Source organism: Gudongella sp. QWL-04 (genome assembly GCF_058683975.1).
This window is the reverse complement of sequence record NZ_CM178754.1, coordinates 2,177,960-2,192,895: the sequence shown is the minus strand read 5'-3', so window position 1 is coordinate 2,192,895 and position 14,936 is coordinate 2,177,960. Positions and strand designations below refer to the sequence as shown.

Here is a 14,936-nt window from a genome sequence, read left to right as displayed (position 1 = left end):
CAGTACTAACTTATTGATACTGCCTTGATGGGCTTAACAGGACACACGTCGTAGCAAGCACCACATTTGATGCACAGGGACTGGTCGATCAAATGCCTCTCCTTAACCTTGCCTGTTATCGCTCCAACCGGGCAAGCCTTGGAACATCTTGTACAACCTATACAGGAATCCTCTATGAAGAAGGTTATAAGTGCCTTACAGCTCTTAGCCGGACATTTCTTATCTCTTATATGTGCTTCGTACTCGTCCCTGTAATACTTCATTGTCGTAATTACAGGATTCGGTGCTGTTTGTCCAAGTCCGCACAGAGATGTTGTGGTCACTGTTTCGCAAAGCTTCTCAAGTCTCTCTATATCGCCTTCCTCGCCCTCACCTTTGGTTATCTTATCTAGTATTTCATAAAGCCTCTTGGTACCCTCTCTGCACGGTACGCATTTACCGCAGGATTCCTCCACGCTAAAATCGAGGAAGAACTTCGCTATGTCGACCATACAGGTGTCCTCATCCATCACGACCATTCCACCTGAACCCATGATCGACCATATCTTGCCAAGAGATTCATAATCCACGGGAGTATCTATCAAGTCAGCAGGGATACAGCCACCTGAAGGGCCCCCTGTCTGGACCGCCTTGTACTTCCTTCCATTTGCAGCGCCTCCACCAATGTCAAATATGATTTCTCTTAGAGTCATACCCATTGGGACCTCAACGAGTCCTGCATTCTCTACCTTGCCAACTAGGGCAAATACCTTAGTTCCTGGTGATTCTTCCGTCCCTATTCCTCTAAACCATGAAGCTCCTTTGTCTATTATTATGGGAACATTGGCCAGGGTCTCAACATTGTTTATTATTGTTGGCTTGCCCCAAAGACCGACGTGGGCAGTCCTGTGCAGCTTAGGTCTTGGCATACCTCTTCTGCCCTCAATAGATTCCATAAGGGCTGTGCCTTCACCACATACAAATGCACCTGATCCCAATCTCAGCTCTATGTCGAACTTAAATCCTGTCCCGAATATATTATCTCCAAGCAATCCGTATTCTCTTGCCTGTGCTATGGCGATCTCCAATCTCTTGACTGCCATTGGATACTCCGCCCTGACGTATATGTAGCCTTGGTCAGATCCAATAGCATACCCTCCAAGAGCCATGCCCTCAAGAACAGAGTGCGGGTCCTTCTCAAGGATCGATCTGTCCATAAAAGCTCCTGGATCTCCCTCATCAGCATTACAGATCATGTATTTCTTATCTGCCTGAAACTTGTACGCTTCCTCCCACTTTTTACCTGTGGGGAATCCTGCACCGCCTCTTCCTCTCAGAAGGGATGTCTTGATCTCCTCGACGACTTGTCCAGGATCCATGGATGTCAATGCCTTATAAAGGGCTCTGTAACCCCCGAATGCTATGTATTCTTCAATATTTGTAGGATCTATGATGTCACAGTTTTTAAGTGCTATCCTTAACTGTTTTTCATAAAATTTGCCCTTTAGGACTACATCCTCACCCTTCATGACTACCTTATCCTCTAAAAGTAGTTTGTCAATGATAGGGGTCTTCATATTGTCCCTAATAATATCCATTTTTTCTAATGTCATCATCGTGATCACCCCTTACATGAATTTACCTAATATCGTCTTGATATCGTCCTTTTTGACCTTTGCATATACTTCTTCATTTACAAGTATTACAGGAGCGATGCTGCAGTCGCCGACGCATCTGGCAGAAGAGATGGAAAACCTCTGGTCCGGAGTAGTCTGGCCGGATTTGATGCCAAGCTGATTTTCAATTTCCTCCAGAATGCTCTCTGCTCCCTTTACATAACAGGCTGTACCCAGGCACACGCTGATCTTGTTTTCCCCCTTTGGGATAAATGTAAACTGTGAATAAAATGTTGCCACTCCATATATCTCCGCCAAGGGTATCTGAAGTCTTTTTGAGATCAATTGAAGTATCTCCTTAGGAAGGTACCCAAAAACGTCCTGTGCGTGCTGTAAAGCCGGCATCAATGGACCGGGAGCTATTTTCTTATGGTCCAGAAAGTCCTTGAATTCCTGGATCGTCTTGGCATTCTTATTCATATCGAAGCTAAACTCCATGTTTCTTCCCCCTATATTGTTAATTTTATGATGATAAAACTTAATTTTTGGAAAATTATATACCCTTTAAGGTTATAATAATTAAATACCCTTGTCAATTGACATATTGAGAGCCCTCTATACTGAAAATGGCCGGAAGTCTGGACTTATTTTTTTTGTATTGTATAATTTTCTTATGAGGTGATGATTTTGAATAAGGGCAGTCCATTTATAATCATAATTATTTGTTTAATTTTTGTCAATCTGTATTCCTTCTTCCTGTTCTGGCGAGATAAAAGACTTGCACGGAATCACGGCTGGAGGATCCCTGAGTCCAGGCTTTTCCTGACAGCATTACTCGGTGGCGCAGCAGGAGCTATCCTTGGCATGAAGCTTTTCTCACACAAAACAAAAAAGGCCAGTTTCCGTATTGGACTGCCCTTTTTATTGGTGTTGAACATTATATCGCTGTATTTCCTGCTTCAGGCTGTTATTGGATAAGGTACTCCTTACTGTTATTTACTGCACTGCTCGATAAATCTCTTGAAAAGGCTCACGTATTCATCGTGTTTTTGAGCCATTGCCTCCGGATGGAACTGTACTGCCATCAAAAACTTATCGTTGACCGATTCTATCGCTTCTATTATTCCGTCTACAGCCCTGGCTGTTACTCTCAATCCCCTTCCAAGGTCCTTTATCGCCTGATGATGCTCTGAGTTTACGAATATTCGCTTCTCTCCGAAAACATCGTGGAGTATGCTCTTTTCTTCAAGCTCGATAGAGTGGTAGCCTTCCTCAGTATTATAGCCGCATACGTGTCCTCCGACATTTGGGACCTGCTTGAATATATCCTGATAAAGCGTACCACCCAATGCTACGTTTGCAAGCTGTAGCCCTCTGCAAATACCGAGAATTGGCAATCCAGACTCGTAGGCTTTCATGAATAGCCCCCATTCTGTCTTATCCCTGTCGTGGCTTATCACGTTTACTTCCTTCATAGGCTCCTCACCGAAGTAATGAGGAAATATATCCTCCCCGCCAGTAAAAATTATTCCATCCAGAGCTTGGATGTAGTCTTCGCTCAAGGAGTCATCCCCCTGGACCGGGATCAGAAGCGGTACTCCGCCTGCCTTTATTACTGCTTCGATGTAGGGCTGATTGATCCTGGTGATCTTCTTGCCTACCATCACATCCTGTTGTGTCGTAAGACCTATTACAGGTTTTTTCATCTAATTACCTCCCTATAGATATTTTTCAAGCCAGCTTCCCATCTCCTCCATCATGTTGGTCGTTACATAGTGGTTAAGCTGCTTATATGTTGACATCATTATAAGATCCTGTCTGTCAAAGCGACTTTTAAGAGCCTCATAAAACTCCCTCTGCGGACCTACCTCAACTACTGTATCATCCTCTCCGTGAAGGATCAATATAGGTCTATCCTTGAGTTCATCAAGGTTCTCAAACGGATCCAGTTCGATGACTTTTTTCTCAAGCTCAACGAAGCGCTCAGTTCTTTCTATACCCAATCTTTCAATGAAGATATCATTGCTTTTTTGCCAGCTTCCTGACCCATTAAGGACGACCAGCGTCTTTGGCAGCTTGTTTTTGGCAAATATGCCGATAGAGGTAAATCCTCCCATGGAGTGTCCAGACAGGGCGATCCTACTCTCATCAGCATCGTAGTACCTGACCAGATCATCGATTAGATAGTCGGATTCCTCGAGATTCTTAAGGACTACCTCCCAGAATACACCTGCGTTCTCTTTAGCCCCATAATCTATCCTTCCTCTTTCTCCGTGATAAATTGCATCAGGAAGAAGCACCTGATACCCCAGACTTGCCAGTATAAACCCCCTGAAGCTCTGAGAATCCTTGCTGGAGGACCATCCATGGTAAAAAATTACAGTTGGATATCTTTCCTTTATCTCCTTCGGTCTCATCAGGATCGAGGGTATTCCATCGATTTGAATTTTTTGGACTGCTATATTTGGATAATTCATTGGATCCCCCCTCCATTTTCGTCAAGTCTCCAGTCTATTGGCTCGATCCCCTGGCTTTCCAGGAAATGATTTGTTCTAGAAAACGGCTTTGAGCCAAAAAACCCTCTATATGCAGAGAGCGGACTAGGATGAGGAGATTTGATGACATAGTGCCTCTTCTGGTCTATCATGGATTCCTTTCGGATCGCAGGCGCTCCCCATAAGATGAAAACCATCGGCTTATCTCTTTCATTCAGGAGTCTGATTATATAGTCGGTGAATTGCTCCCATCCCATGTCACGGTGAGAGTTTGCCTCACCTCTGCGAACCGTTAAGACGGTATTGAGGAGCAATACACCCTCCTTTGCCCACTTTTCAAGACAGCCATGGCTTGGGATAGCGACTCCCAAATCATCCTTCATCTCCTTGTATATATTTACAAGCGAAGGCGGTGCAGGCACGCCTTTTCTTACACTGAAGCTCAGCCCATGTGCCTGGTTTGGGCCATGGTAGGGATCCTGACCAAGGATTACAGCCTTCACGTCATTATAATCAGTATAATGCAGCGCATTAAAAATGCTGTACATGTCAGGATAAACTGTATTATTTTTGTATTCATCTATTAGGAACTGGCGTAGCTTTTTATAATACGGCTTCTCCATCTCGGGAAGGAGAAGCTCCTGCCAGCTATTTTTAAATATTTCTGCCATCGCTTCCTCCGGCTAATCTATAAGATAATCGACAACTTCTGGTGCTCTGTTTTCCTTAGTGTATACCCTCGGAAGTCTTCTTGACAACATACACATAACGACTGCAGGTATCTGTCCAATAAGTCCGGCTATCTCCTCGATAGTGATTTCCTCATTTCCCTGGCATCCCATAAGCACTGCTTCCTCGCCTCTTCCGGCGTTGATTCCTGTTACGTCAACCATCATCTGATCCATACAGACTCTGCCGATTATCGGAGCGCGCTTGCCATCTATCAGAACAGAACCTTTGTTGCTTAGTGCCCTGCTCCAGCCATCTGCGTAACCGATTGGAAGAGTTGCGACTTTTATTTTGGAAGGGGCTGTGTAGGTAAGTCCGTATCCTATCTTTTCTCCTGCCTCCAATTCCTTGACGTGAGATATCTGTGTTCTAAGACTTAGGCAGCTTCTCAGTGGTAAAAGTTCCCTGTCTGCTTCGGGGAATGGGTAAACGCCATATAAAATTATACCTGCCCTAACCATATCAAGGCTGTACTCAGGTAGATTCACGATCGCAGCGCTGTTGTTTACGTGCTTAAGAGGTATTCTAAATCCTCTGTCTTCAAGCTGCTTTGTAAAGTCCATAAATTTATTCATAGAATTTTTTGTGTATTCCAAATCGTCATCCGCTGCTGGGAAATGGGTAAATATACCCTCAACTATTATATTATCCATTTCTCTGATCTTCAAGATGCTTGATAGTGAATCTTCATTTGGAAGGAATCCCAGGCGATTCATTCCTGTCTCGATCTTCAAGTGAATTATTGCATCCCTTTGAAGCTTACCCGCAGCCTTTGATAACCTTTCTGCCTGCTCCTGAAGGTAAACTGCAGTTCTTATTCCGTGCTCAATGGCAGTCTCATATAGATATTCCGGTGTGTATCCCATAACAAGGATCTGCGCATGAGGAAGGCGCTTTCGAAGCTCAAGAGCTTCGGACAAGGTAGCAACGCCAAATCTGGTCACACCAATGCTGAATAGCTCTCTTGCGATTTTTGCTGCCCCATGACCGTATGCATCTGCCTTTAGAACAGCCATAATATCAGAGCCTTTGGGTACGATCCTTCTAATCTCTCCAAAATTGTAGTGCAGCCTGTCCAAATCTATCTGTAGCCAGGCAGGTCTTGTTAGCTCCATTGGTCAATCCTCCTCTTCAATTAAGTTCTTCCAATACCTAACCGGCATCATTCTCTTTTTCAGTCTCAAATTTTTTCTGCTTTCTATGGACAGATGTCTGTAATAGGCTTTCCACAATTCCTGGTAAGCCGCTTCCTCCTCCTTAAATATGATGTCCTCAGGAGTCTCGAGATTTCTGATCAACCATTCATTCTTGTCATAAAAAACTGCTATCCCTCTGCCTGCATCGTGTAATATCCAGTACTCAGACGGTATCCTTGCAGCAAAGTGGGCCGCCAGGAGAGCAATGACATTGTGGTCAGGCTCAACCTTGGAGTAGAACACTCCGCTTTCCAGCTGCCTGAACCTTATAAGTCCTGCCAACCTGTGTTTTTCCATAGCAACCTTGTTATACAGTTTTTCTGACTTAAGTACTGAAGGCTCAGCGTGATATTCATCCACAGAAGCTCCCAGCTTAAAGCCTATTCTGAGGTAGTTTAAGACTATTATACCACTTTCAGGTTCCTCAGATAAATAGATGTAAAAAATCCTTCTGAGAGCATCATGGGAAATTTTCTCCTCTACTGCTCTGTATACTCTGTCGGCTTTATCAGGATCAGTGTATATCAATTTAGTCGAGGATAAAAGATTTGGCTGACTTGCGCCTTCCCAGATTATCTCTGAAGGATCTTCCTTTGAGTAATAAGCTTCCCAAACTGCTGTGAGCAACCCTTCAAAGGAGCCATCATAGAGGTATCGCAATGTTGGATCCATTACCCATGCCTCCTTCAAGTTCAAATAGCGACATCTGTCTTGGATCGATCTTGTTGATATCTCCAAGGATATTGGTTCTGATGTTCTCAGGCTCCATAGATCTAATACCCATATGCTTGCCCTTGCAGGTAATGAAATACTTCGCCCTTTTTAACACGACCCCCAGTTTTTTCAGATCATCAAAGTCAAGCTGACAGAATCTCCTGCTGGATAATATCCTTTGAGCTGATTTTACGCCGATCCCAGGTACTCTAAGCAGCATGTGATACTCTGCCCTGTTTATCTCTATGGGAAATTTTTCTATGTTTCTAAGAGCCCAGTCACACTTGGGATCAAGCAACACATCGAAGTCAGGCTTATCTTCATTCAGAAGCTCATCCGAATGAAATCCGTAGAATCTTAGAAGCCAGTCAGCCTGGTATAACCTGTTCTCCCTAACCAGGGGAGGACTTGATAACTGTGGCAGTAAAGGGTTAGTAGAAACTGGAACAAAGGCAGAGTAATAAACTCTTTTTAGCTGGTAGTCATTGTATAGACCTTCTGAAAGCTTGAGTATCCTGTAATCAGAATCCCTGGTAGCACCAACGATCAGTTGGGTAGTTTGACCTGCCGGGACAAATTTGGGCGAGTTCCTGAAAAGCTTTCGCTCCTCGATCGATTGGAGCATTCCCTGTTTGATGTCATTCATTGGACCCAATATCTCATTTTGCTTCTTTTGGGGTGCCAGCATTTTTAATCCGTCCTCGGTTGGAAGCTCAATATTGACACTCATCCTGTCAGCATATCGGCCCGCTTGATCGAGGAGTTTTTTATCTGCTCCAGGAATAGCCTTTAAATGGATGTAACCATTAAAATTCTCTACATCCCGGAGCTTCTTAAGTATATCTATGAATTGTTCCATAGTATGGTCGGGGTTTACTACCACTGCGGAGCTAAGAAATAATCCCTCGATATAGTTCCGCTTATAAAAGTTTATCGTGATGTCAACTACCTCCTCAGGAGTGAAGGTAGCTCTTGGGAGGTCGTTCGAGGATCTGTTTACGCAATATGCACAGTCATAGATACAGCTGTTGGACATGAGTATCTTGAGAAGAGAAATACACCTTCCATCATCTGTCCAGCTGTGACATATTCCTGCTGCACTTGCATTTCCAAGTCCCCCCTTTTTGTTTTGCCTGTTGCTTCCACTAGAGGAGCAGGATACGTCATATTTTGCCGCATCGGCAAGTATTTCGAGCTTTCTTAATGCATCCATAAAAACACCTCAAGACAGTTTATCTTGAGGTGATTATATCATAGTTTAAAATATCAATCAAACATTTGTTCGATTAGGCATCTATCCTCCAATTTTTTGGAGCTACAAGTGCAATAATCGTAAACAGTTCAAGTCTGCCTAAAAGCATTAGTGCTGAGAGCCAAAGCTTAGTTGGTGCTGAGTAAAAACCAAAATTTAAGGTTGGTCCAACCATTTCAAGTCCCGGACCAATATTACCTAATGTCGCTGCTACTGAAGATGCAGCTGTTATCATATCCACCTGCTCAAGAGATACTATCAGAGTTGAGAATAAGAATAAAAGCAGATAAAGTGCGAGAAAGCTGTTTATCCTTGCAATAGTCTCATTCGACATGATCTTGCCGTTAATTTTTATTGGCATGACTGCTCTCGGGTGGTAAAGCTTTCCTACCTCTCGCTTTATCAGTTTAAGCATAACCAATATCCTTATTACCTTCATGCCACCGCCTGTAGATCCCGCACTTGCTCCTACAAACATCAGCATCAATAGAATTGCTTTGCTGAACGTAGGCCACAGATCAAAGTCACTGGTAGCAAATCCTGTAGTTGTAATTATTGATGAAACTTGGAAGAATGAATCCCTTAAAGAGTACCCCATATTATGATAGCTAACGAGCCACAGGTCGATGGCAATTGCAATAGTGGATATCCCAATTATTTTAAGATATAGTCTAAGCTCCTCATCCTTAAATAGATCAGTGATCTTTCCTCTGAATAGGGAGTAGTAAAGTGAGAAGTTGACTCCAGATGCAATCATAAATACACTAATGACTATATGTATATAGCTGTTGTTATAAGCGCCTACGCTGGCATTTCTTGATGAGAAACCTCCTGTGCCTACTGTACCAAATGTGTGCACGAAAGAGTCAAACAAAGACATACCGCCAAACATAAGGAGAATTACCTCTGAAAGAGTGATCGTTAAATAGGTAATGTACAATATTTTTGCGGTGTCTTTAATTCTAGGAGCTATTTTACCTGCAACGGGTCCTGGAGATTCAGCCTTGTATATCTGAAAGCCTCCTATTCCAAGAGCAGGGAGCAACGCTAATGTAAATACCAGGATTCCCATTCCGCCTATCCAGTGAGTAAAAGACCTCCAGAATAGTATGCCCTGTGGGAGGGATTCGACTTCGCTGAAGATAGTTGCTCCGGTGGTCGTAAATCCTGATACGATCTCGAAGAAGGAATCCACATAACCTGCAACTCCGGTCAAGTACAAAGGCAGAGCTCCCATAGCCGAGGCAGCGAGCCAACCAAAGGTGACGATTGCAAGTCCGTCCTTTGCCGTAATTGACTTTTCCTTTCTAAACCTCACTGACAAAGCAAGTCCTATTGCTACAGTCAGAAGGATGGTCAGTAAGAATGGATTTTTATCGGGTCCATCAGTGAAAATAGCTATGAAATATGAGGGTAGCATCAAGCCTGCTTCAATGATCAGCAGGCTGCCCAGAATTCTTAGCACGATTCCATAATTCACTCAAAAATCCTCCCTTTTGCTCCTTGAAAAACATCTTTAAGCCATCAAGGTTTTCTGAAAGACAGAATACCACTATCCTGTCATTTTCCTTTATAACAGTGTTCCCCTTAGGTATGAGAACGTCGTTTCCTCTTACAATAGCCCCTATGATCAACCCCGGGGGTATGGCAAGATCCCTGATCATTTTCCCAACTGCAGGGAGATCCTTCTCGATTATTATTTCAGTAGCTTCTGCATTTCCACCAAGGAGAAGTGAAACTGAAACAACCTTGCCTCCTCTGATAAACTTCAGTATACTGCTCGCAGTTATATATACAGGGTTTATTGCAGCATCTATGCTGATCCTGTCAATTATCTTGATGTAGTTTGATCTGCTTATCTTAGCAATTGCCTTTCCAACACCAGCTTGCTTAGCCATAAGTGCCATCAGAAGATTTTCTTCGTCAAAGCCTGTAGCTCCGACGAAGGCATCCATGGACGACAGATTCTCTTCCTCAAGCAGGTGGATATCAGTTCCATCTCCATGTATTATCAGGACATTGTCCAGTATCTCAGAAAGCTCCTGACATCTCTCCTTATCCTGCTCGATCAGGGTAACCTGGATCTTGTTCTTAGCAAGTCTCTGGGCCAAGTAATAGCCGACATTTCCTCCACCGAGTATCATGACATTACTGACAAGCTTGCGTTTATAGTCCTCTCCAAGCCTGTGGCTGAACCTTTCGATCTCCTTCGTATTGCCGATTATGTGGATCACGTCGTCTGTTTGCAATACAGTGGAGCCATTGGGGATCAATATCTCTCCGTTTCTTGTTACGGCAGCTATCAGAAGGGCGTCCAAGCCCTCAATATCCATTATCTTTTTATCTGTGAATTCCTGATTATCTCCTATATTGAAGTCGATAAGCTGCACCTTACCGCTGGCAAACTCGTCAGTGTAAAAGCTGTAGCTCTTCATAAGGTATTTTTCCATAGCCAGAGCGGTCGCAAGGTCAGGGTTGATTATATGATCGATCCCCAGCTCTGCTTTAATAAAATCGATCTGCTGCATATACTCAGGGTTTCTTATTCTTGCAATTGTCTGCTTACATCCCAGTTTTTTTGCGAGAGTACAAATAAGCGTATTGGTCTCGTCATTTTCAGTCGTACCTACTAACAGGTCATACTCCTCAATGTTAAGTTCCCTCATCATTTTTATATCGATCCCGTTAGCAGTTACTGTCAGCACGTCCAAGTGTTCGTTTAGCCTCTCCAGGACCTTTGAATTGCTATCCATAACCGTGACGTCGATATTCTCAGCGACAAAGAATTCTGCAAGCTTAGCTCCCAGCTTCCCTGCACCTACTATCATGGCCTTCATAGTCACACCTCTTCTTTTCTCACCGCTAGTGGTTTCATAATGTGCGGATACTGCTTATTCTATTATAATCCTGCATCAATTTCAACTTAAGTATACAATATTGTTAGTGTTATTGCCATATTCATCAAAATTCTCAAATATGAAGGAATAATGGCGTCACTTTCTAAGCAGCAGCGCATGTGCCCGGACATTAAGCTCTGGAGGCTCCTTCCGCGAGGAGAATAATCATTGAAACCCTCCATAGCCTGGCAAAGGATCGTCTTAACGGTCCTTTGCTATTTTCTATATGCAATTATGCTGGGTACAGTATAGTAATTGGTCACACCAGAGATTATATTATCCTTGCTTAGCCTTGTGTATATCCCCGCATAGCTTTCATTGTATGAGAACAATCCTACTATGGCCTTAAACTCTTCTATTGAAAATCCTGTTTCTGTAGCCACAAGAAAGCTCCTTTTTGGAGGATCGACAAACTCCTGGTAAAGATAGTCTCTGTCAAATGCTCCATTTACAACCCTTTCCCAAGACTCCTGGCTTTGATCCTTCCCTACGTAGACGCCCTGGGATGCATTCATATCCATTGGTTTTATGATGTAATTAACCTTGTTTTCTATTACCTCATTGAGGACCCGTCCTTCTCCACCCAGAACTCCGGTAAATGGGATATGCTCCTTGATAAATATTCTTTCCTCTTCAGTCAAAAACTCTTGGGTGTCTCTGTCGTGTAGTCTTTTGAAAAACAGCTTATTATGGATGATTTGACTTCTTATAGTTCCGATAGTGCACATTGCGTCCGCCATATAGGCTTCTATGAAATGAGGTATCTCTTCCGCTTTTTGGATCAGCTCAAAGGTTACTATTCTTCTATATACCAGATCGATTTTATAGTCATCCTTATAAAGCGCTCCTTCTTTGTAAATAAGCTCTCGTGGATCTGCGATGATACACCTTAGACCAAGTCTTTCATAAGCCTTTTGGAATTCAATAAATTCTGCCGGTGTACCGCTTTCAGTAAAGTCAACAATAGCTACGTTCGGGTTATGCTCCCCGCCCTTCCATCTTCGATACAGCTTAAGACTTTCATTGACCCAGGAATCGATAAGCTCCCTGTTCTTCAAGGAATATTCTTCCCCAAATTCCTTAAGAGACTCTGATTCAAGCAGTATACCTGCCAAAGTATTGTCCTCGTTCATAGCTGAGGATCCATCGGTATTGAGCTCACAGAATTTATAATCCCCAATATCATTGAAGAAAATATCGAATCTGCCAATGGGCGCATGTACCCCATATTTATTATCCCTTAATATCATCTCATCAATAAGCTTAGGATATCCGAAGCTTTTCCTATACTCTGGATCCTCAATATACCTTTCAGTGACCTTGTTGCCAATGGCGGTTATCCTATTTACGATATCCTTGAAATGCTCCTCTTCCTCAGGAGAGAAAAACATCGGGTTGAAAAGAAAAGGTACTGGCTTACCCTTATACTTTGCGTTGGAATCAGCTACTCGCTTAACAGTCTTTTTGTAATCATTCAGGTAGAATGTCTGGTTTCTTAAGACCTTCTCAAGGTAGCTTCTATTGATATCTATCCCCTTCAAAAAATCACCTCCTGAGAATTGCCCAATCGATAGCCTTTCTTTTATCTCCCTCTTTATACAGCTCTTTGGTTAGAAGATATGGATTTTTCCCATCCTCCAGAAGCTTTTCCAGAGGCTCGATATATCCAGCCTCATCACCCAGAGCATTTTTTGACAGCTGTATCATCCACTTCCCGATATCAAGAATTGTTTTACCGTTTAGCGTTGCTTCCATCCCCTTCTCAAGGAGTTCCAGCTTAGATGCCACAATATCCTCGACCTTGATGGATTTTGAGAAATCGTATAGCTCATCAAGATTGGATTCATTGTAGAATAAGCCTTTTATTAGAGCTACAGCAGCTAAATTTAATGGATAGGGTATAGAATCCATCATTCTAATCTCAATATACCTCTTTGTTCTCGCATCCGGAAAAAACATGGTCATAAGATGTTCAAGCTCTTCAGTGCTTGTCGAATCGGGATCAAGGATATCTGATATCTTTGCTTCTCCCGTAGGGATTATCTCGCCACTTCTGATCGTGAAAATTGGAGGTCTTTCCAGCAGATAGTCAGCATACCCTGCGTAAGAGAAATCATCCTCCAAGGCCTCTTCTACTGTTCCGGCTCTGTCATTGTCGCAATTCATCCATACATAAGCCCTAAGATTCCGAGTTTTGCAGGGTTCGCCCTCAAAGAAAAGAGCATTCTCAAAAATACCATAGAAAGCAGGAGCAAGGGCATTCAGTACCCTGAACTTCCTTGAGTAGTCAGATTCACTTGAGTAATCAATCGAAACCTGGAATGCTCCCGTTCCCTTCATCATATTATGAGCGTGAGAGCCTCTCTTCTTAAAGTAATTAAACATCAGGTCATAACGCTTCTTAGGAAGCAGCTTTATTTCCTCGATCCTCGTAACCGGATGATACCCCAGTGAAACCAATAGCTGTCCCTTTTTCTCCAAAACAGGCAGCAGCTCCCCTAAAAACCTGAGATAGCTCCTTTCTATGTCCTCAATCCTTTTCTTTGCTCCGATGCTTATCTCGAGCTGACTCCCGGGCTCAAGAGTAATGTTAAGGTCGTCCTTCTCAAGTGCAAGCAGGTGCTCTCCCTCGTATTTACCCGTCCAGCCACCACTCATAATATCCTTTAATGTGGATTCCACACCAGCATCGCCATAATAAGATACTGTTTTCAAAGTATCCTTCCAGACGACGAAATGCTCGACTTCAACTCCCAGCTTGAAATCCTCAACTTTTTTCTCGCCGCTTTTGATTAGGTCTGTTATCATTTTAATCTTTCTGTTTTTGTCCATAACGCATCTCCTATGCTAAAAGTCTATATCAAGTATAATTTTACACTTCGTCTCTTCAATTGAATTTTCTATGAGGCTTTCAAGTTCTTTTCGAACGTCCTCATGGCTCTTGCCCTTTTCAAGCTTGTCAGCTCTAACTACTGCGTGAAATTCAATAAGCCGTGTCTGTTCATGGTCTGAAATATGGAAATCATGGATTGACTTGACCCTCTCATCCTCCTTGATTATCCTTTTTACTCTATTTCTAAGCTCATACCTCTCCTTGGTTTCTGTTCCAAGTGGGTCCATATGAATGACGAGAGTCAGGTCATATCTCTCACCGATCTCTCTTTCAGCCTGGTCAATTACCTCGTGTATCGTAACTGCATCGATATTTCCTGGGAATTCAACATCTATCGTAGCCATTGATCTCCCTGCGCCGTAGGAATGAATTATCAAGTCATGAGCACCCGTGATAAAATCATAGGCCATGATATCATCATAAATGGCGTCCGTTATCTCCTCAGGAGGAGCCTCCCCTAATAGAGGACTCACTGTTTCCCTTACTAAGGAGTATCCTGCGTATATTATGAAAAGTGAAACAACAAGCCCGACGATCCCATCGATCGGAAGGTCAGTGAATTGACCTGCAACTATTGAAAGTACTACTACAGAGGTTATCAACACATCTCCAAGTGCATCCGTAGCTGTAGCCTTCAGGCCCGATGAGTTGATCTTGTTGCCAAGGTCCCTGTTGAACAAGCTCAGCCAAACCTTAAATAAAATGGAAGTACCCAGTATCATAAAAGGGATTACCTGAAATTCCACGGGTTCTGGACTTATGATCCTTTCAAAGGATGACTTGATAAACTGAAGTCCTACCAAAATAACCATAAAAGCAACTATTAATGCTGAAACGTACTCCATCCTTCCGTGTCCGTAAGGGTGTTCCTTATCAGCAGGTATGCTTGATAGCTTGAATCCGAGCAATGTAATGACAGAGGAGGCTGAGTCCGTAAGATTGTTGACTCCATCAGCAATAACGCCTATAGAAGATATGAGTATTCCTATTGAAAGCTTAGTCAAAGCAAGTATAAGGTTTACAACGATCCCTACAGTGCCCGCAAGATATCCTACCTTCAGCCGGACATGCCTGTTCCCATAGTCCCTGTTTTCCTTTAACGCCAGTGATAACAGCCACTTAGTCATAGTCTCACCTCCATTTTGGATTCACTTTATTGTATCTA

The 14,936-nt window shown here is 43.0% G+C and carries 14 protein-coding genes; 1 reads left to right on the top strand and 13 read right to left on the bottom strand.

Annotation, left to right across the window (positions count from 1 at the left end):
• Positions 1-5 precede the first annotated feature (5 nt).
• Complete coding sequence (locus tag AC4PHB_RS10915) at positions 6-1,595, bottom strand: NADH-ubiquinone oxidoreductase-F iron-sulfur binding region domain-containing protein (RefSeq protein ID WP_492136456.1); 1,590 nt, start codon at positions 1,593-1,595, stop codon at positions 6-8.
• Positions 1,596-1,607: 12 nt separating this feature from the next.
• Positions 1,608-2,093 carry an NADH-quinone oxidoreductase subunit NuoE gene (nuoE, locus tag AC4PHB_RS10910; protein ID WP_492136455.1) on the bottom strand — a complete coding sequence of 162 codons (486 nt, stop codon included), beginning with the start codon at positions 2,091-2,093 and terminating at the stop codon, positions 1,608-1,610.
• A 189-nt stretch (positions 2,094-2,282) separates the two neighbouring features.
• Between nuoE and AC4PHB_RS10905 the strand changes: the two genes are divergently transcribed.
• On the top strand, positions 2,283-2,573 hold the full coding sequence (locus AC4PHB_RS10905) for a DUF1294 domain-containing protein (RefSeq protein ID WP_492136454.1): 291 nt from the start codon (positions 2,283-2,285) through the stop codon (positions 2,571-2,573).
• A gap of 14 nt (positions 2,574-2,587) precedes the next feature.
• On the opposite strand, the gene AC4PHB_RS10900 is transcribed toward AC4PHB_RS10905, so the two are convergent.
• The 11 genes from AC4PHB_RS10900 to AC4PHB_RS10850 all read right to left on the bottom strand — a co-directional run bounded on the left by AC4PHB_RS10900 (position 2,588) and on the right by AC4PHB_RS10850 (position 14,898).
• Positions 2,588-3,301 carry a gamma-glutamyl-gamma-aminobutyrate hydrolase family protein gene (locus tag AC4PHB_RS10900; protein WP_492136453.1) on the bottom strand — a complete coding sequence of 238 codons (714 nt, stop codon included), beginning with the start codon at positions 3,299-3,301 and terminating at the stop codon, positions 2,588-2,590.
• 12 nt (positions 3,302-3,313) lie between these two features.
• Complete coding sequence (locus AC4PHB_RS10895; RefSeq protein ID WP_492136452.1) at positions 3,314-4,072, bottom strand: alpha/beta hydrolase family protein; 759 nt, start codon at positions 4,070-4,072, stop codon at positions 3,314-3,316.
• The gene (locus AC4PHB_RS10890) at positions 4,069-4,761 is read right to left on the bottom strand and encodes a uracil-DNA glycosylase (RefSeq protein ID WP_492136451.1); all 693 of its coding nucleotides are present in this window, start codon (positions 4,759-4,761) and stop codon (positions 4,069-4,071) included. The genes AC4PHB_RS10895 and AC4PHB_RS10890 overlap by 4 nt, the downstream gene beginning before the upstream one ends.
• Before the next feature lie 12 nt (positions 4,762-4,773).
• Positions 4,774-5,934 carry an alanine racemase gene (alr, locus tag AC4PHB_RS10885; protein WP_492136450.1) on the bottom strand — a complete coding sequence of 387 codons (1,161 nt, stop codon included), beginning with the start codon at positions 5,932-5,934 and terminating at the stop codon, positions 4,774-4,776.
• Positions 5,935-5,937: 3 nt separating this feature from the next.
• Complete coding sequence (locus AC4PHB_RS10880; protein WP_492136449.1) at positions 5,938-6,687, bottom strand: TIGR03915 family putative DNA repair protein; 750 nt, start codon at positions 6,685-6,687, stop codon at positions 5,938-5,940.
• The gene (locus tag AC4PHB_RS10875) at positions 6,659-7,942 is read right to left on the bottom strand and encodes a putative DNA modification/repair radical SAM protein (protein WP_492136448.1); all 1,284 of its coding nucleotides are present in this window, start codon (positions 7,940-7,942) and stop codon (positions 6,659-6,661) included. Before AC4PHB_RS10875 ends, AC4PHB_RS10880 begins: the two co-directional genes overlap by 29 nt.
• 73 nt (positions 7,943-8,015) lie before the next feature.
• Complete coding sequence (locus AC4PHB_RS10870; RefSeq protein WP_492136447.1) at positions 8,016-9,461, bottom strand: TrkH family potassium uptake protein; 1,446 nt, start codon at positions 9,459-9,461, stop codon at positions 8,016-8,018.
• The gene (gene trkA / locus AC4PHB_RS10865) at positions 9,412-10,818 is read right to left on the bottom strand and encodes a Trk system potassium transporter TrkA (protein ID WP_492136446.1); all 1,407 of its coding nucleotides are present in this window, start codon (positions 10,816-10,818) and stop codon (positions 9,412-9,414) included. The genes AC4PHB_RS10870 and trkA overlap by 50 nt, the downstream gene beginning before the upstream one ends.
• Positions 10,819-11,093: 275 nt before the next feature.
• Positions 11,094-12,419 carry a hypothetical protein gene (locus AC4PHB_RS10860; RefSeq protein WP_492136445.1) on the bottom strand — a complete coding sequence of 442 codons (1,326 nt, stop codon included), beginning with the start codon at positions 12,417-12,419 and terminating at the stop codon, positions 11,094-11,096.
• Between the two features lie 4 nt (positions 12,420-12,423).
• Complete coding sequence (locus AC4PHB_RS10855; RefSeq protein WP_492136444.1) at positions 12,424-13,710, bottom strand: glutamate--cysteine ligase; 1,287 nt, start codon at positions 13,708-13,710, stop codon at positions 12,424-12,426.
• Between the two features lie 15 nt (positions 13,711-13,725).
• A complete protein-coding gene (locus tag AC4PHB_RS10850) occupies positions 13,726-14,898 on the bottom strand; it encodes a cation diffusion facilitator family transporter (RefSeq protein ID WP_492136443.1) in 1,173 nt (390 codons plus the stop codon).
• Positions 14,899-14,936: the final 38 nt, after the last annotated feature.